The 17806-nt window shown below is 39.5% G+C and carries 15 protein-coding genes; 12 read left to right on the forward strand and 3 right to left on the reverse strand.

All coding sequences use genetic code 11. The features are described from left to right. Positions 1 to 111 precede the first annotated feature (111 nt). Together groL and HXT32_RS03385 are read right to left on the reverse strand one after the other, a co-directional pair. Positions 112 to 1737, reverse strand: coding sequence for a chaperonin GroEL (gene groL / locus HXT32_RS03380; protein ID WP_102155205.1), 1626 nt, complete (start codon positions 1735 to 1737; stop codon positions 112 to 114). A gap of 200 nt (positions 1738 to 1937) precedes the next feature. Beyond that, a complete protein-coding gene (locus tag HXT32_RS03385) occupies positions 1938 to 2606 on the reverse strand; it encodes a LytR C-terminal domain-containing protein (RefSeq protein ID WP_012914135.1) in 669 nt (222 codons plus the stop codon). 127 nt (positions 2607 to 2733) lie between these two features. Here HXT32_RS03385 and HXT32_RS03390 point away from each other — a divergent pair, with 127 nt between their 5' ends. The 12 genes from HXT32_RS03390 (at position 2734) to HXT32_RS03445 (ending at position 15319) form a co-directional block, all read left to right on the forward strand. Next, positions 2734 to 3450 carry a uracil-DNA glycosylase gene (locus tag HXT32_RS03390; RefSeq protein WP_004106746.1) on the forward strand — a complete coding sequence of 239 codons (717 nt, stop codon included), beginning with the start codon at positions 2734 to 2736 and terminating at the stop codon, positions 3448 to 3450. A 90-nt stretch (positions 3451 to 3540) separates the two neighbouring features. Continuing rightward, on the forward strand, positions 3541 to 4665 hold the full coding sequence (locus HXT32_RS03395; protein ID WP_041160574.1) for an AAA family ATPase: 1125 nt from the start codon (positions 3541 to 3543) through the stop codon (positions 4663 to 4665). Further along, positions 4662 to 5603 (forward strand): DUF58 domain-containing protein, encoded by a 942-nt coding sequence (locus tag HXT32_RS03400; protein ID WP_012914133.1) that lies wholly within the window; start codon positions 4662 to 4664, stop codon positions 5601 to 5603. The genes HXT32_RS03395 and HXT32_RS03400 overlap by 4 nt, the downstream gene beginning before the upstream one ends. A 1-nt stretch (position 5604) precedes the next feature. Beyond that, positions 5605 to 6132 carry a hypothetical protein gene (locus HXT32_RS03405; RefSeq protein ID WP_012914132.1) on the forward strand — a complete coding sequence of 176 codons (528 nt, stop codon included), beginning with the start codon at positions 5605 to 5607 and terminating at the stop codon, positions 6130 to 6132. Continuing rightward, positions 6132 to 7268 carry a vWA domain-containing protein gene (locus tag HXT32_RS03410; RefSeq protein ID WP_012914131.1) on the forward strand — a complete coding sequence of 379 codons (1137 nt, stop codon included), beginning with the start codon at positions 6132 to 6134 and terminating at the stop codon, positions 7266 to 7268. Before HXT32_RS03405 ends, HXT32_RS03410 begins: the two co-directional genes overlap by 1 nt. After that, positions 7265 to 8380 carry a vWA domain-containing protein gene (locus HXT32_RS03415; RefSeq protein ID WP_422118894.1) on the forward strand — a complete coding sequence of 372 codons (1116 nt, stop codon included), beginning with the start codon at positions 7265 to 7267 and terminating at the stop codon, positions 8378 to 8380. Before HXT32_RS03410 ends, HXT32_RS03415 begins: the two co-directional genes overlap by 4 nt. Next, on the forward strand, positions 8377 to 8967 hold the full coding sequence (locus HXT32_RS03420; RefSeq protein WP_033888760.1) for a DUF6466 family protein: 591 nt from the start codon (positions 8377 to 8379) through the stop codon (positions 8965 to 8967). Before HXT32_RS03415 ends, HXT32_RS03420 begins: the two co-directional genes overlap by 4 nt. Before the next feature lie 110 nt (positions 8968 to 9077). Further along, positions 9078 to 9266 (forward strand): hypothetical protein, encoded by a 189-nt coding sequence (locus HXT32_RS03425; RefSeq protein ID WP_004111497.1) that lies wholly within the window; start codon positions 9078 to 9080, stop codon positions 9264 to 9266. Position 9267: 1 nt separating this feature from the next. Further along, entirely contained in the window at positions 9268 to 10875 is a 1608-nt protein-coding gene (locus HXT32_RS03430; RefSeq protein ID WP_004111495.1) for a hypothetical protein, read from the forward strand. A gap of 62 nt (positions 10876 to 10937) precedes the next feature. Then, a complete protein-coding gene (purB, locus tag HXT32_RS03435; RefSeq protein WP_004111491.1) occupies positions 10938 to 12380 on the forward strand; it encodes an adenylosuccinate lyase in 1443 nt (480 codons plus the stop codon). 15 nt (positions 12381 to 12395) lie between these two features. Continuing rightward, entirely contained in the window at positions 12396 to 14831 is a 2436-nt protein-coding gene (locus HXT32_RS03440; protein ID WP_004111489.1) for a lysylphosphatidylglycerol synthase transmembrane domain-containing protein, read from the forward strand. 206 nt (positions 14832 to 15037) lie between these two features. Beyond that, positions 15038 to 15319: an HU family DNA-binding protein gene (locus HXT32_RS03445; RefSeq protein WP_004119480.1), complete on the forward strand. Its 282-nt coding sequence runs from the start codon at positions 15038 to 15040 to the stop codon at positions 15317 to 15319. 89 nt (positions 15320 to 15408) lie between these two features. Here HXT32_RS03445 and HXT32_RS03450 read toward each other — a convergent pair whose 3' ends face one another. Further along, complete coding sequence (locus HXT32_RS03450; RefSeq protein ID WP_103014015.1) at positions 15409 to 17760, reverse strand: RelA/SpoT family protein; 2352 nt, start codon at positions 17758 to 17760, stop codon at positions 15409 to 15411. Positions 17761 to 17806: the final 46 nt, after the last annotated feature.

Here is a 17806-nt window from a genome sequence, read left to right on the forward strand (position 1 = left end):
AATCTAATGAAATATAAATGGCGGTATACTTCATTTGCGAGCATACCGCCATTTACTATGAGCTATTCAGTCTATGAGCTATTCAGCTATAAAATTTTTACAACTTTTAATTTAGTAGCCCATGTCGGCACCAGCTTGTGGTGCTGCAGCTGGTTTTTCTGGCTTGTTAGCAACCACAGCTTCAGTGGTTAAGAACAAACCTGCAATAGAAGCAGCGTTCTGTAGAGCAGAACGAGTTACCTTAACTGGGTCAGTAACGCCAGCAGCCATCAAATCTTCGTAAGTGTTGGTTGAAGCGTTGAAGCCTTCGCCTTCTGGAAGCTCACGCACCTTGTTGAGCACAACATCTCCAGAAACGCCAGAGTTCTGAGCAATCTGCTTGATTGGAGCTTCTACAGCGCGGAACACGATTGCAGCACCCGTCGCTTCTTCACCCTTAAGCTCTGTGATTGCTTGAGACTTTTCAATCTTTGCAGCAGTCTGAACCAAAGCTACGCCACCGCCTGGAAGCAAACCTTCCTCAATAGCAGCCTTAGCGTTACGAACTGCATCTTCAATACGATGCTTACGCTCCTTAGCTTCAACTTCAGTAGCAGCGCCAACCTTAATAACAGCAACGCCGCCAGCAAGCTTAGCAAGACGCTCCTGAAGCTTTTCGCGATCGTAATCGGAATCAGTGTTCTCGATTTCTGCGCGAATCTGAGCCACGCGAGCATCAACATCTTCCTTAGATCCAGCACCAGAAACGATAGTTGTTTCATCCTTAGAAACAATAACCTTAGCTGCGTGACCAAACACAGAAGCGTCGATAGAATCGAGCTTTAAGCCAAGGTCGTCAGAAACAACCTGTGCACCGGTCAAAATAGCCATATCTTGGAGCATAGCCTTACGACGATCGCCGAATCCTGGAGCCTTAACAGCAACAGTGTTGAAAGTGCCACGAATCTTGTTCAAAACAAGTGTTGGCAATGCTTCACCATCAACATCTTCAGCAATAATAAGCAATGGCTTGCCAGACTTCATAACAAGCTCAGCGATGTGGACGATATCCTGCTGGCTTGAAACCTTGCCAGAAGTGAGCAAAATGTATGGATCTTCAAGAACAGCAGTTTGATCGTCAGCGTTAGTGACGAAGTAAGGGGAAATATAGCCCTTATCAAAGCGCATACCTTCAGTGAAGTCCAAGTCAAGACCAAACTTGTTGTTGTCTTCAACTGTGACAACACCATCCTGACCGACCTTATCCAAAGCTTCAGCGATCTTTTCGCCAACTTCAGGATCAGCTGCAGAAATCGTAGCAGTAGCAGCAATCTGTTCCTTGGTCTCAACATCCTTTGCAGAAGCAAGCAATTCCTTGACGATTGCTTCAGCAGCCTTTTCGATGCCGCGGCGAAGAGCGATTGGGTTGCTTCCTGCAACAACATTCTTCAAACCTTCATGCACCAAAGACTGTGCCAAAACAGTAGCAGTTGTAGTACCGTCGCCTGCAACATCATCAGTCTTCTTAGCTACTTCCTTAACAAGTTCGGCGCCAATACGCTCGTATGGATCTTCAAGATCGATTTCCTTAGCGATAGAAACGCCATCATTTGTGATAGTTGGTGCACCGTAAGTCTTATCTAATACAACGTTGCGACCCTTTGGACCAAGTGTAACTTTAACAGTGTCTGCAAGCTTATCCAAACCGGCGAGCATACCCTGACGGGCGTCTTCCTGGTAGGCAATAATCTTTGCCATAGTTCCTCCACATACGTTATTTATGAACTTTTCACTGCAATCTTGAGTAATAAGCCGTCAGCTGCTTATTATCACTCTCAAGGCTTGAGTGCTAATTTGAAGATTAGCACTCTATGTACCCGAGTGCCAACTTTTTTGGCGTTTATACATAAAAACCGGTTAGAAAATAATTCTAACCGGTTATTTTTATGCTAAAAATATTACTTGCAAAGCACAACTACAATCGGAGAAACGATTTGTTTTTCATTTTCGACAGCACTAATACCTAAAGTCTTTGCAATATCTTCAGCTGCAGCTTTTTGTGAATCGTCTTTATACCAAACAACAGACTCGCCTGGGACTTTACCAGTTGGATTCCCAGCTGTCACATTTGCGTATCCCGCTTGCTTTAACTTATCTGCTCCAGCAGCAGCATGACCGCTTATCTTGGTTGCGTTAAGAACTTTCACAGCAACTGATTTATCTAGTGAAGTTTGCGTCTTAGAATCATTTGCTGAATTATCCTTAGAGTCACCAGCATCTTTCCTATCTGATTTATTTTCTTCAGATTTATTATCGTCGTCATCTCCGCCTTCAGAAGATTTATCTTCGTCGCTTTTAACCGACTTTTTGTTTTCAGAAGTCTTAGAAGGCGATGCTGATTGAGATGATTGTTGCTGATGATTCCAAGGCAACGGAAGATGTGAGATTTCGCCAGAAGCGATAGCCCAAACCAAAACACCAACAACCGCTGCAACAATTAATGCAACAAAATAAGGAAGTATTACGGCATACCACGCAGGATTTCCACGATGAACTCCAATCGGTCCCTCTGGTGGCTCATCAAAAGCATCAGGCGTATACGACACGTTCTGATTATTTCGCGCCATAATTGCACTCCTTATAAAATCATTTAAACAATAATGAATCTATACTATCTAATGCTTAGCACAAAGCACAAATTTAGAAAATTTGATTGATTTCCTTTTATGGTATGCCTTGACATACAGTAGCAATATGAATCCTCAAAATATTAAACCCTTAAACGAGCTAATGGATCCTGATTGGGCTGAAGCATTAAAGCCAGTTGAGCCACAAATACGCGCAATGGGAGTATTTTTGCGAGAGCAGATAGAAAGCGGACATCATATTCTTCCTGCTAGCCACAACATTTTGCGTGCTTTTTCTATTCCACTAAAAAGCATTAAAGTTTTAATTGTTGGCCAGGATCCATATCCAACGCCGGGCCATCCAGTAGGCTTAAGTTTTTGCACAGCTGCAAAAGTGCGCCCACTGCCAAAAAGTCTCATAAACATTTATAAAGAATTAGTAAACGATTTAGGTGTAGAAACTCCAAAAAGTGGAGATCTAACACCGTGGACCAGGCAGGGTGTGATGCTTCTTAACAGATGTTTAACTGTTGAGGCCGGTAAGGCAAATAGCCACCAAGGAAAAGGTTGGGAGCCTGTAACCGATGCAGCTATTCGAGCATTAAACAATAGAACTGATTGCAATGGTAATCCATTGCCGCTTGTAGCTATTTTATGGGGTCGTAATGCGCAAAGTTTGGCTCCTTTGCTGACGAATGCAACTCTTATTACATCAGCGCACCCAAGCCCTCTTTCTGCAATGCGAGGATTCTTTGGATCGCATCCATTTTCAAGAGCTAATCAGGCCTTAATTAATATGGGAGTTTCGCCAATTAATTGGTCCCTAGATTCTCAAGAAATCTAATTGTCTTAAATATTGCAAATTATCTTATAAAGACAATAAAAATGCCATTTTTGAACATGTCAGTACTGCATATCGGTTAAAATGTCTCTTATGGCATTATTTCCACCGCAACCACAGAAGAAACCGTTAACCGATAAAACTTCAATTGCTTCTAAGCTTGGCATTGGATCAGCTGTACCTCAGCCGTCTGCTGTTTCTAATACAAGTGCGCAAGTCACTGCAACTATTTCGAGTGATGACATACGTCGTTGCCAACAAATTGCAAATATTTTGCGCGCACGTTTTGCACAAACCTTAGTCGGTCAAGACGCTTTACGAGAGTCTCTTATTCTTACTCTTATTGCAGGCGGACACATTCTTATTGAATCAGTACCAGGTCTCGCAAAAACTACTGCTGCTCAAACTCTTGCAACAGCTATGTCAGGTAGTTTCCGTCGTGTGCAGTGTACTCCGGATTTAATGCCAGCAGATTTAGTTGGTACTCAAGTTTTTGATTTTGCTTCCCAACATTTTACTACGCAAATTGGTCCTATCCATGCAAATGTTATTTTGTTGGATGAGATTAATCGTTCAAACGCAAAAACTCAATCTGCAATGCTTGAAGCTATGGCAGAAGGAGCAACAACTATTGGAGGCGAAAGAATTCCTCTGCCTCAACCATTTATGGTTATTGCTACGCAAAATCCAATTGAGGAAGAAGGAACATTTAATCTTCCAGAAGCCCAGATGGATCGTTTTATGGTAAAAGCAGTTATGACTTACCCTAATCCTGACGAGGAAGTTCGTATGCTGCAATTACTTACTCAACGAGGATTGGATGTCGTTGATCCTTCAAAGCTAAATACTCAACGCATAAGTTTGCAAGATGTTGTTTTTATGCGTACTGCAGCGCGTCACATACACGTTTCTGAAGCAGTTATGAAGTATGTAGTTGATCTTGTTGCCACTTCTCGCGGTGAAGGTACGCATCCACTTCCTACGATTAATTCATTGGTTCGTATGGGAGCTAGCCCTCGTGCATCAATTGCACTTATTCGTATTGCTCAAGCTCACGCTTTACTTTCTGGACGCGATTATGTGATACCTGAAGATATTAAATTGTTTGCGCATGAAGTGTTAAGGCATCGCATACTTTTAACTTTTGAAGCTTTAGCTGATTCTATTACTACAGATCAAGTAATTGATGCATTAGTTAAGACGGTTCCTGTGCCATGATGCGTACGAAGCGGTTAGTATTATCTGAACCTGCTAAAGCCGTGCGTCGCAAAATTGAGCTTTTGGATCAGCGAATTGATTTGCCTATTGCGCGTAAAGCTTTAGGCTTATTAGAGGGAGACCATCCTTCGCACAGACGTTTTGGCACAGGTGATGTTATTGACATACACGCGTGGCAGCCAGGAGATGAAGCTCGCATGATGAATTGGTCTGCGAGTGCTCGAACTGGACAACCTATGGTGTCTTCTAGAGAGCGTACTTCGTCTTCTCATACTTGGATTGCTTTAGATACAAGCATCAATATGAATGGAGCTTGTGTTTCTGGAGAATCTCTGTATGAAGTTGCGTCTAACTCTGCATGCTTTTTTGCATCTTTGAGTTTAAAACGTCATGATGCTGTTTCTTTGTTGTGTGCAGATGGAAAAAACGTTATCAATGTTCATTCTGCTAGTAATCTTTCTGATTTTGAGCGAAATCTAGATTATACGTTGCTTAATACTCGTAGGAATACCAGAGACATTGATGCGTTGCTTACTTCGTTACTAAAAAATATTGACAATAATGGTCTGGTAGTTTTAATAACTGATGAGTATGCATTACAAGCTCATAACTCTGAATCTTTGCGTAAAATTACGCAAAATCATAAGCTTGTAGTTATTGTTGTCTCTCCTATTAATCCTTTTGATGCTGCAATTGATTTGCAAATATTTGATGGAATTACTTTACGTAAAGTACCAGTGTTTTTGAAAAAAGAATCAAATAAAAATGAAGTCGAAGCTCGTAGAAATATTAGAATAAACGCTTTATACGATATGCTGCTTGGTGTTCAATCTTCAATAATTCATGGTTCTTCAAGTGAAGAAGTGTTCCATATTTCTGCACAAAAAGTGAGCCGTACAAATTATCTTGCTGACTCATTTAACAAGGAGGTTGAATAGAATGAGCCTGGAAGATATTCAAAAGCCTTTACATGATGAAACGCTTTTTTTAATACTACTTTCTGCATCGCTTGTTGTTATCTTTATTGCTTTTGCGGTTTTATATTTTTCTTTTAAAAAGCCAAAAAAATTAACTGAAAGTAGCAATTCTACAGAAGCAGTTCACGTTCATAATGTAAACAAACAAGCTTGGCGTAAAGATATTGATGCGATTGTTGAGAAGTATCATAACAATGAACTTACTAAAGATCAGGCTTGTGCAAAATTGGCGTCTATTGCTAGATCTTATATTTCGAAGATGAGCGGTGAAGATATTCAAACTCACACTTTGGGAGAATTGGCTTCTTTACGTTTGAAATGGCGCAATAAAAAAGGTGCTGATATGTTACGCCAAACAATATCTGCTTTGTATCCTCCAGAATTTGCTGATCGCAAAGCAAACGAGCAAGCGCGAAATACTACTGTTGAGCAGGCTGCTGAATGGGTTTTAGTATTGCTTGAAGGCTGGCAAACGAAGGACAAACGTTGATGAGTAATAATGTTTGGGAATACATATGGCCATGGAGATGGCAATGGCCATTGCTTTTTGTTGCAGGCGTTGTTGTTTCTGCATCAATTTTTGCTGTCTTACTAATTTTAGATTCCATTCGTAGCAATATTTTAAAAAAGAAGTATAAGAGTCAAACTAGTAATATTACGCGAAAATTCTATACTTTTACTTTTGACAATGATCTACAAGGAACTACTACTAGTCATTCATGGTATATGTGGCGAATGTTTAGAAGGTTTGCTACGGCTGCATTGGTAGTATCTTTGTGCAGTGCGCTTGCTGTTGCTTCCAGGCCAGCACGAGTGTTTAATGCGAACGAGCAAGTTAGTTCTAGAGACATTGTTTTATGCTTAGACGTTTCAGGTTCTGCTCTACCATATGATCGCGAAGTGATTCAAGCGTATCTTAATTTTATTGAGCATTTTCAGGGTGAACGCATTGGATTGAGCATTTTTAACTCCACATCTAGGACAGTTTTTCCACTGACTGACGATTATCGACTAGCTAAAAAACAATTGCAGTATGCTGCAAATTTGCTTGGCGGAGTTCAATCGCAAAGTCGTATTAATCGTTTACAACAACGCCAATATCAGGAAATTTCTGACTGGCTTGAAGGAACTCAAAATCGCAAAAACGCAACATCGCTTATTGGAGACGGTTTAGTTAGTTGTGCAGCAATGCTTCCAGGTTTTATTTATGGTTCTGTTCATAATAACCATAAAATACAAAGCCGTTTTAATAGAAGTGCTTCCATTGTTCTTGCTACAGATAATGTTGTTTCTGGAAAACAAACTTACTCATTAAAGCAAGCTTTAGATTTAACAAAGCAAGCTAAAATTACTGTCGACGGATTATATTCTGGCGCAAAACAGAATGAGAATGATGACACTACGTTAGAAATGAAACAGCTTATTGAATCTCATGGTGGAATTTTCCTTTCTCAACGCAATTCTGATTCTGTTATTAATTTAGTAAAAGAAATTGAAAAAAGACATACAGCAATTCCTCAAGGCGCTGCTCAGTCTGCATTTAGTGACGATCCTGGTCTTTGGGTTTTGTTTACTGTGTTTAGCGTTGTGATTTGGCTAGCTATTGCAAAGAGGATGAAGCGATGACAACAACACTATTTTCTGCTACTACCCTACTGTTTGCACACGCTAAAACTGAAGCTTCTGACACTTCTCAAGCAGGTCAGTTGGTTTTTTCTCCGTCATATGGTTGGATTATTGCGATTATTGCAATATTGGTTTTGTTGGCAGCAATGTTTTTTGAAATTGTGCCTATACGTAGGAAACCTGGATCAAGTGATGAAACTTTTTGCATGAGATTAAGACGTATTGGCATATGTATAATGCTAATAATTTGCGTGCTATCTCCAAGTATTATGCGTTCAACTTTGCAAAGAGCAGTAAATGCAACAAATGTGATTATTGCTCTAGACATAACAGGTTCAATGAGAGCAAAAGACGCTGATTATGCAAAAAATAGTAAGATTGAGCGTATTGAAGCAGCAAGGAATATTATTCATCAAATAACAAAATCCTATGCTAACTCAAGTTTTGCTGCTATTTCTTTTGGTGCTTCTACGTCTGTTGATGTCCCATTAACGCCTGATGCTAGAGCAGTTGACAATTGGATAAATACTCTACGAACTGAGCCAACTAGCGTAGCTACTGGAACTAGTCTTGACGCTCCTATAGATCAAACTTTGCTTACTGCAAAAGCTATACATGATGCTCATCCAGATGATACAACAGTTTTGTATGTTTTAAGCGATGGTGAGGAAACAACACAACGAAAGCGCCGCACATTTTCATCGCTCAGAGCTTATATTACTAACGCATTTGTTATTGGAATAGGCTCATCTAAAGGAGCTAAAATACCTTTGGAAAAAACACAGCTGCAACTTGACGACTACAGCGAAGACAATACCTCTAATCAATGGGTTATTGATCCTGCTACAGGAAATCCTGGAATTTCAAAGCTTGATGAAAAGAACTTGCGAAATATTGCCGATGAGCTTAGCGGCAAGTATATGCACTCATCTTTAAACGTAACATTTGGAGACGAAGCAAAACCAATTCTTTCACACCAATGGAGAATGAACGAGACAGCAAAACCTCGTTTGAGACCTGAACCAATTATTTGGCCGTTTGCAATATTTGCGTCGATACTTTTAATTTGGGAATTAATGTCGTGGTTTATAACTTCAAGGAAATTAGTATGAAGCACATGTCTAGTCGCACAATTATTCGCATTGTTACATTCTTATTCTTGATTATTGCGATATTCGTAGCGTATTTTGCTATCGTAAATTGGAGAGCACAATACACATATAATGCTGCTACTGATAGCCTTATTTCCAACATAAAATCTTCCAAGAGTATAGATAGCGACAAGAATGTGCTTTTAACTCAGCAACAGCAAACTGATGCGCAATTTGATGATGCTAAATCTCAAGAAATGATACTGCTTCCTCAACTTCGAAATAGTATTGACAAAAATGCTGAATTATCACGAAAGTTAACAGAAAAATTAAAGCAGAATCAAAACAATACTAATAAGCAGCAGAAACCGAAAAAGCATAACAATCATTTTAAAAACGATAATTCTAACAATTCTTCTAAAGATAAAAAGCAGTCAGATTCGTCTAAGCCTCAGTTGGACAATACTCAGCGCAATAAAGTTGAAAACTTGCTAAAACAGAACGATCATGTGGATTCTCAATCTTCACAGAATCAAGAAGACCAGCAAGGTTTAGAAAAGACAGAAAAACGTACTAAAACTGATGAAAGCAGCAATAAGCCTTGGTAATTAAATCTTCAACGATTATCTATAAGCGAAGCAATAAGCATTAATAACCTTTTAACCACATTGAATATTTTTTAGTGACTTTTCATTAATAAACGTGTGTAATAACGATTATGCACACATATTACGAATGGCAATGGCTTATACAACGCACTCAAGAGTGCGTTCGCTGCGTTATGGCAGAATCCGCAGCGACTGAATTAGAAGATTGGCAAGGGCTTGCAGCCGAACATTTTCGTCATAGTATGAAAAATATTTCTGCACAAGCGTATGCGTTATATAACATTCGCGGAGGAATATAGTATGTCTTGGAAAGTTAAGTCCTCTGTTGTAGGTGGAATGACGCTTAGCGTTGCTGATAGAGAAGCGTATATTAGTTTTTCCAGAAAACTCAATAATATTGCTAAAGAATTACTTACGCTAAAAAATTTATGGCTTAATGCAGCGATGGTTATTGCCGGTCAAAATTATGGTATACAAAAAGAATCAGGAGCATATATTCATGATTCTTCGCAATCATTTTTAACTGAAAGCATATGTCATGAATATGCTCATAAATGTTATTTAATGTCTCAAAATTTAGAAAATCTTGCTTTTCTTATTGCAAGAGCAAATAATTTGTATGAAGATGCAGAATTTCGTGCAAAAGACGAGTTAGACAATAAAATTTCTTTCTTGGCTCTTGCAAACCCTATTTTTGCTTTACATGTTTTATTCTCCGCAGGTCTCGCCGTTAATCAAGATAATAAAAATCATTCAGGTTTCCAAAATCTTGCTAGATGGTCCTACGCAACTAAGAATATACAACAAGGAATTATTCGAGGTCTATCGCAGCACCTTATTTTAAATCCTATTACAAGTTTGCCAATATTTATTGCCGGAAATGCGAAAGGCCCCATAAATAAAAAAGAGCGTGAAACCTCACTAAACTTTTTATCCAATGCTCAAAAATATTTATCACAAGCTATTCCATTTATTTCTAGTGCTCTTAGCTTCGTAAGCGCGCCTATTAATGATCGAAAGCAAGGTAATAATTTACTTCTCACTAAAGTAAATGAGATGTGGAGAAAACCTGAATCTGTTCTTGCTAGACCTGGACGTAATCTGCTTGAAACTTTAGAAAATTTAACGGAACTTGGAAGCGAAAATTTGGGCGTTAGACCACCACTTGTTAATCCAGATGCTGCTACTATTGCAATTCAACGTTTTAGGCGCAGCGATGGCAGTTCGTCATGGTTAGTAATAATTCCAGGAACTGACGGTAAAGCACACTCTCCTTTTGGTTGGGCACAAAACGCAGAAGTAATGAGTCATAGTTCTTTAGTTAGAAAACAAGCTGATAGCACTCGAATGGTTGTAGAAGCTATGAAACGTTCTGGAATTAAATCTAACGAGCCTGTTGCTTTAGTAGGACATTCTCAAGGAGGTATTGTTGCAGCAAGCATTGCAAGCGATTACGCTAAGCAATACAACATACAGCATGTTGTTACTGCTGGATCTCCTATTGCAAATCATCCAATTCCTAAGAAAACTTGGGTTACTAGTATTGAGATGGACGATGAGATTGTGCCTTCTTTAGATGGCAAAGAGAATCCTCGTAGAAATAATTGGGTGACTATTCACGGTCATGCAATTCATGTTAAAGAATCTAAGTGTTCTTTACCTCCTGGAGTCACGCGTTTTTCTGGCAAACAATATTCGACTAAAAAATTCGATAATGACGGAATATTCGTTAATGACGTTCCAGAAGAAGGAACTTTAACTCATGATTTGCATTACCATACTGCAGCTTATGAAGATGCTCTTCAACTCGGATCTAAAAGTGTGCGCGAGCAAGATCGACATTTTCAGAATACTATTAATGGCAAATTGCAAAGTACTACATTGTGGCAAGGAGTAATGAAAAAATAAAATAATTAAATTCTTATTGAGTAAAATTAAGCTAATTCGCAGCATGATGTAACCTTAAAACTATGAAGCTTACCGATATTTCTCCTGCAATAGCTCTGACTCCTCTCGATGGGCGTTATCATAATCAAACATCCGCACTCGTTGAATATTTAAGCGAACCTGCGTTAAATCGCGAGCGCATGCGTGTAGAAGTTGAGTGGATGATTCTTCTCGCAAATGGTTATGAAGCTAATCAATTCCAGCCAATTGTTAAGGGTGTTAATCCTTTAACTGATGAAGAATGCTCATATTTGCGTTCTATTCCTGAAAATTTTGATGCTGAAGGAATTGCTCGTCATGCTGCGCATGAGGCTATTACTCATCACGATGTTAAAGCTGTTGAATACTACATTGACGATGCGTTAGACGAAGCAGAAAATAAGCTTGGTCGTGCTACTGAGCTTTCAAATTTAAAAACTTTAGTACATTTTTCATGCACAAGTGAAGATATTAATAATCTTTCTATTGCGCGTTGCGTAAAGCAAGCTGTTTTAAACGTTTATCGTCCGAATTTAGAAGCGATAGTTGATTATTTAGTTAAGAATGCTAACGAATATAGAGATTTATCTATGCTTTCGTTAACTCATGGCCAGCCTGCTACTCCAACTACTTTAGGTAAGGAATTGGCAGTGTTTGCATATCGTTTGCGTCGTCAACTTCGTCATCTTGATACTCAAGAGTATTTAGGAAAGTTGAATGGTGCTACAGGAACTTTTGGAGCTCATTTAGCTGCTTTCCCAGAAGTTGATTGGATTAGCGTATCTCAAGAGTTTGTTGAAAATAGAATGGGTCTTCAATGGAATCCATTAACGACTCAAATTGAAAGCCACGATTGGCAGGCTGAACTTTATAGCACTGTAAGTCACATAAACCATATTCTGCATAATCTTGCAGTTGACGTATGGATGTATATTTCTAGAGGTATTTTTGTGCAAGTTCCTGTGAAGGGAGCTACAGGATCTTCTACTATGCCTCATAAGGTTAATCCTATTCGTTTTGAGAACGCTGAAGCTAATCTTGAGATTTCTTGCTCACTGTTTGACACATTATGTGCAACTCTTACTGAAAGCCGCTGGCAGCGTGATCTTACAGATTCTACTACTCAAAGGAATGTTGGCTCAGCTTTCGGTTATGCTCTTCTTGCTTTGAATAATCTTTTAGGCGGTTTGAAGTCTATTCATCCTAATAAAGAATTTATGGCAAAAGAATTAGACGAAAATTGGGAAGTTCTTGGAGAGCCAATTCAAACAGCAATGCGTGCTGAAGAAATTGCTGGCGTACCTGGTATGGAACGACCATATGAGCAAGTAAAAGAATTAATGCGTGGTCACCATATTTCACAAAGTGACGTAGAAGAATTCATTAAATCTCGTAACTTTGATGCCAATACTGCAGCTCGTTTGCAAGCAATGACACCAGAATCTTACACTGGATTTGCTTCACAATTGGTGGACTTTATTGATTAAGTAGACGGTAAAGCCATGCAATCTAGCATAAATCCAAATCTTGTTATTGAAGATACTCAGCCTAGCTTAGTACGTAGTTGGGCTGATTTGTTGTATGCAATATCATCAGTTGTAATTGGCGTTTTTACTTTGTTGTCGTCAATGTGTTTATCAGCAACGGCTGATGCTATGAAGATTGATGCACGAAGTGCTACTCAAATTATAGGATTATCTTTTAATAATCTTTCATTTGTTCTGATACAGCAAGGTCTTACTCTTATTGTTGTTGCAGAAGTTATTGCACACATGGTTTCTGACAGGCGTTGGATTGATACCGCTATTTCTGTTATTACGCTGTTTATAAGTTATGGTTCAGTATGGCTGTTATCTATTGCGATATTTTCTACACACAATATAGCTTTGATTGAATCTTTACAAATGCGGTCTAATAACACTTGGGCTGATTTGCTTCCAGACATGTATGCTGTTCTGGTTGCTTTTCTTACAGTTAGTGGTCCTAGACGCGAATATAAGCATGTAATGTGGGGCTGGAATGCTTTATTCATTGTTACAGCAATACTTCTATTTTCATCTTGGGATTCCTACTCTGCTATTCTTGTATCATGTTGCTTAGGAAGAGCAATTGGTACGCTTATTCGTTTCGCAAAAGGCACACGCAGTAAGGGTGCTTGGGGTGACGATATTGTTCTTGCTTTAAAAAATATTGGCATAGATAATCTTACTCAATTAACTCGTAGAACTCAGCAAGCTGATCATACTGGAGTTCTTCGTTCAAGTCTTGATGACGATTTAATTGAAAATTCAAGATTGTATGATGCAACAGACATCCACGGCATACGTTATGTAATTTCAGTATTAGATAATCAAGTTCATTTACCAGGTTATTTAAATCAATTATGGCAGTGGGTGCGTTTAGTAGATATACCAACTCGTAGAGATCGTTCTGCTAGACATTCTGTTCATCACCACCTTTCTATGCTTCTTGTTTTACGAAATATGCATTTGCCAACAGCGAATGTTTATGGAGTAAGCGACAGTGATAAATCTTCAATAATGGTTTTTCACGCTTCTAACGCTCTACTGCCTTGCAATTTGAACACTTTAACTATTGATGATGCAGCAAAATTAATGCGTTATGTAGATGCTGCTAACACTCGCGGTATTACGCATAGACGCATCACTCCTGAAACTATTGCTAGGCTTGAAGACGGAACACCAGTTATTGCAGGTTGGCAAAACGGCGACGTTGCCAGCGATGATACAAATATTGCACTTGATAAAGTTCAGCTTTTAACGCTTATTGCATCTTGCACAGATATTGACACTGCTCTTAAAGCTGCTATTAACACATGGGGTGCAGAAAAGTTATCTGCACTATTGCCTTTTATGCAGAAAGCTGCTATTCCTGCTTCCACGAGATCTTTGCCATCTTGGAATAAAAAAGTTTTCCAAAATCTTTGCAATAAGTTAAGTCAAATAGTTGCTTTACACACAGATGAAGAAGATTATGATACTGTGCGTTTAGCGCGCTTCAATATACGTTTCTTTGTTAGCTTGGTTCTTTCGATTGTTGCTGTCGCTGTTATTGCTACACAGTGGCATCCTCAGGAAGTATTTGCTGCCTTGCGTCACGCAGATAATGTAATGGTATTTATGTGCTTTGCTTGCAGCATGTTTGCTTGGATTGGATCTGCAATTACTCTCGGCTCATTCATGGATGATCAAAAACCTTCTGCACATGTTTTGTTTGCATCTCAAGCAGCTACTGGTTTCACAGCAGTTTCTATGCCTGCTGGTGTTGGTCCTGCATTTGTAAATATGCAATTATTAAAGAAAAGCGGGTACACTTCAGCTCAAGCTACAGCAATTACTAGTGCAGTATGGCTTATTCAAGCATTAATGACAACTTTAGTATTACTTTCTATAGGCGTTTTCACTGGTAAAAATGTGCTTTCTGGAATGATTCCTACTCATATGCTCATTACTTTCATTGGAATAATCACACTTATAGTTTGTGTTTTAATGGTTATTCCGTCCGCTCGTAAAGCAATTCGAAAGCATTATTTGCCAATATTATCTGATTACGGCCATCAAATTAAGGAACTTATTTCACATCCTATGCAACTTATTGCAGGCTCTTTTGGTGCTATTGTGCTTGTTTCATGCATTGGATTGGGTTATTGGATTTCTTTGCTTGCATTTGGATATTACGCAAATCCTTGGGAAACAATCTTACTATTCTTACTTGCTAACGCTGCTGGATCGGCAGTGCCTACGCCAGGCGGCTTGGGTGCTGTTGAAGCTTCTCTTACTTTCGCATTTACATCTGTAGGTGTTCCTCCAACAGTTGCTTTGTCTGCCACTCTTCTGTATAGGCTTATGTTCTACTGGTTGAGAATTCCGTTAGGCGCGTTTGCAATGAAGTGGCTCAGCAATAATGAGCTTATATAAGTGAGATTTACAAACATTTGTGTATTTTTATTAGCAAATATCGTATCTGTTTCTATGCAAGTGCGTTTTAAATAAAAAACAGCAAAAAATAAATAAAAAATATTAAGAAAAAATGCAAAAATGGCTACATTTGTAGGGAAAATGTACTAATATCTAGTATGAACGTGACCTTTGAAGAGAAGGTCCCCTGACACAAAGGATGCTGCATGGCATACAACAAGTCTGATCTCGTTTCTAAGATCGCACAGAAGTCCAACCTGACCAAGGCACAGGCCGAAGCCGCCGTCAACGCATTCCAGGATGTGTTCGTTGAGGCTTTACAGTCCGGTGAAGGTTTGAAGCTTACTGGTCTGTTCTCCGCAGAACGCGTAAAGCGTGCTGAGCGCACTGGCCGCAACCCGCGTACCGGTGAAACCATCAAGATTCCAGCTTCTTACGGTGTACGTATTTCCGCTGGCTCCTTGTTGAAGAAGGCTGTTACTGCCTGAAATTAAGCGTTTTTCGTATTTATTACATTAAACAAATACTATTTGCGCAAAAACAAAGATGGGCACTCCAAAGCTGGGGTGCCCATCTTTTATAGATTTCCTCGTTCCATTTTTCGCAAACGCGGCTCTGCGCTATCTTTTGCTCCCGTAATGCGGTAAACGTCAAAAACGCCTTCAATTTTACGGATAGCAGCAAGTAGAGTTGCTAAGTGCTGAGGATCTGCCATTTCAAAGGTAAATTGACTTGTTGCAACACGGTCATCGCCTGTAGCAATAGTTCCGGAAAGAATATTTACTCCATGATCTGAAAGAACGCGAGTAACATCCGAAAGAAGATGTTGTCGATCCAATGCTTCAACTTGGACCTTAACCAAGAACAAGCCTTTATCGCTAGTCCATTGAACAGGAATAACGCGCTCTGATTGAGTTTTTTGCAAATCGAGCATGTTCTGGCAGTCAGTCCTATGCACAGACACACCTTGGTTTCGTGTTATAAAACCAATAATCATATCTCCTGGAACTGGCATGCAACATTTTGCAAGCTTGACCCAAACGTCTCCAACACCCTTAACTGATACTCCCAAAGCACCGTTAGACTTATGGCTGCGCTCAACATGGCGTAAAGGCAATGCTTCTTGTTCTACTTCTTCTGCAACTTCATCAGCGCCCGCATCTTTTACTAAACGCGAAATAACATTCTGTGTAGAAACTTGACCTTCGCCAATAGCCGCATATAAAGACTCAACATTAGTAGGCAAATTCAATTCATCAGCAACGCCAATTAATGCCTGCTGCGTCATCAAAGTAGTTAAAGGCAAGTTACGTTTACGCATAGCGCGAGTTAGCTCATCCTTGCCCTCTTCAATCGCCTCAGAGCGGCGTTCCTTGCTAAACCATTGACGTATTTTATTTCGAGCACGAGGAGATTTTACAAAACTCAGCCAATCGCGAGATGGTCCAGCTGTATCCGACTTTGAAGTAAGCACCTCTACAGTGTCACCGTTTGAAAGTTTCGTATCAAGAGGAACCAAGCGTCCATTTACACGCGCACCCATCATGCGGTGACCAACTTCAGTATGCACAGAATATGCAAAATCAACAGGAGTTGCATCCTGCGGAAGCGCAACAATACTCCCCTTTGGAGTAAAAACATAAACTTCAGAAGCACCAAGATCTTGTTTTAATGAACCTAAGAATTCATCTGAATCTGGAGTCTCACTAGTCCAATCAGCAAGCTGTTGAATCCACTTAAGATTATCTGCTTCGCTAAGCTCTTTTTTGTCATCAATATTATTTTCGCGTTTTAAATCATCATTATCAGGCTTACTTAAAGCGCGACCAGCCTGACCATTAGCTTTGTACTTCCAATGAGCTGCGATGCCGAATTCAGCACGCCTATGCATATCCCATGTGCGTATTTGAATCTCTACTGGCTTTCCACCAGGGCCTACAACTGTAGTATGCAAGCTTTGATACATATTCAACTTTGGAGTTGCAATGTAATCCTTAAAACGTCCTGGAACAGGGCTCCATCGAGCATGCACTGCACCTAATGCTGCATAACAGTCACGAATAGAATCGACTATTATTCTCACACCAACTAAATCGTAAATATTAGCAAAATCATGACCTCGAACGATCATCTTTTGGTAAATAGAGAAATAATCTTTTGGTCGACCTTTTACCGATGCTTTAACATGTTGTTCTGCAAGATCTGCATTAATTTCTTCGAGAATTTGTCGTAAATAAACTTCACGCTGACCTGCTCTACGAGCAACTAAAACAACAATTTCATTATAAATTTTTGGATACAATACTTTAAAACTCAGCTCTTCAAGTTCAGTTTTAATTGCATTCATGCCTAAACGGTTAGCAAGAGGCGCATATACGTCAAGAGTTTCTCTTGCTTTTTTATGTGAACTTGATGGCTTAACATACCTCCAAGTACGAGCATTATGCAAACGATCCGCAAGCTTTACTACAAGCACTCGCACATCGCGGCTCATTGCAACAACCATCTTACGAATAGTTTCTGCTTGAGCACTTTCGCCATATTCCATGTTGGATATTTTTGTAACACCATCTACAAGACCTGCTACAGTATCGCCAAATTCAGCTCGACATTCTTCTAGCGTGTAATCTGTATCTTCTACAGTGTCGTGTAATAATCCTGAAGCAACAACAATTGGTCCCATTCCAAGATCTGCAAGAATTTGAGCTACAGCAAGAGGATGAATAATGTATGGCTCACCAGATTTGCGTCTTTGACCTGTATGCTGCTTTACAGCACGATCATAAGCTCTATGAAGAATGCTCATATCCTCATTAGGATGATGCCATTTGCACATGCTCAATATTGGCAATAATGGATTTTGAGAATCTTCGCTGATTTCACATCCGAGCCTATTGGATCCTTTTATATCCTCTTGAAGTTCACCCATTTGGCACCTCCTGGTACTTTTTACTATCCTACCTGCAATTCGCTCA

It is taken from the genome of Gardnerella sp. DNF00747 (genome assembly GCF_049262675.1).
GTDB lineage: Bacteria > Actinomycetota > Actinomycetes > Actinomycetales > Bifidobacteriaceae > Bifidobacterium > Bifidobacterium swidsinskii.

Coding starts and splice junctions, on each gene's coding strand:
- purB (WP_004111491.1), top strand. CDS start 10,938: ATGAAGCTTACCGATATTTCTCCTGCAATAGCTCTGACTCCTCTCGAT.
- groL (WP_102155205.1), bottom strand. CDS start 1,737: ATGGCAAAGATTATTGCCTACCAGGAAGACGCCCGTCAGGGTATGCTC.
- HXT32_RS03410 (WP_012914131.1), top strand. CDS start 6,132: ATGAGTAATAATGTTTGGGAATACATATGGCCATGGAGATGGCAATGG.
- HXT32_RS03405 (WP_012914132.1), top strand. CDS start 5,605: ATGAGCCTGGAAGATATTCAAAAGCCTTTACATGATGAAACGCTTTTT.
- HXT32_RS03425 (WP_004111497.1), top strand. CDS start 9,078: ATGCACACATATTACGAATGGCAATGGCTTATACAACGCACTCAAGAG.
- HXT32_RS03440 (WP_004111489.1), top strand. CDS start 12,396: ATGCAATCTAGCATAAATCCAAATCTTGTTATTGAAGATACTCAGCCT.
- HXT32_RS03385 (WP_012914135.1), bottom strand. CDS start 2,606: ATGGCGCGAAATAATCAGAACGTGTCGTATACGCCTGATGCTTTTGAT.
- HXT32_RS03420 (WP_033888760.1), top strand. CDS start 8,377: ATGAAGCACATGTCTAGTCGCACAATTATTCGCATTGTTACATTCTTA.
- HXT32_RS03400 (WP_012914133.1), top strand. CDS start 4,662: ATGATGCGTACGAAGCGGTTAGTATTATCTGAACCTGCTAAAGCCGTG.
- HXT32_RS03390 (WP_004106746.1), top strand. CDS start 2,734: ATGAATCCTCAAAATATTAAACCCTTAAACGAGCTAATGGATCCTGAT.
- HXT32_RS03445 (WP_004119480.1), top strand. CDS start 15,038: ATGGCATACAACAAGTCTGATCTCGTTTCTAAGATCGCACAGAAGTCC.
- HXT32_RS03415 (WP_422118894.1), top strand. CDS start 7,265: ATGACAACAACACTATTTTCTGCTACTACCCTACTGTTTGCACACGCT.
- HXT32_RS03430 (WP_004111495.1), top strand. CDS start 9,268: ATGTCTTGGAAAGTTAAGTCCTCTGTTGTAGGTGGAATGACGCTTAGC.
- HXT32_RS03395 (WP_041160574.1), top strand. CDS start 3,541: ATGGCATTATTTCCACCGCAACCACAGAAGAAACCGTTAACCGATAAA.
- HXT32_RS03450 (WP_103014015.1), bottom strand. CDS start 17,760: ATGGGTGAACTTCAAGAGGATATAAAAGGATCCAATAGGCTCGGATGT.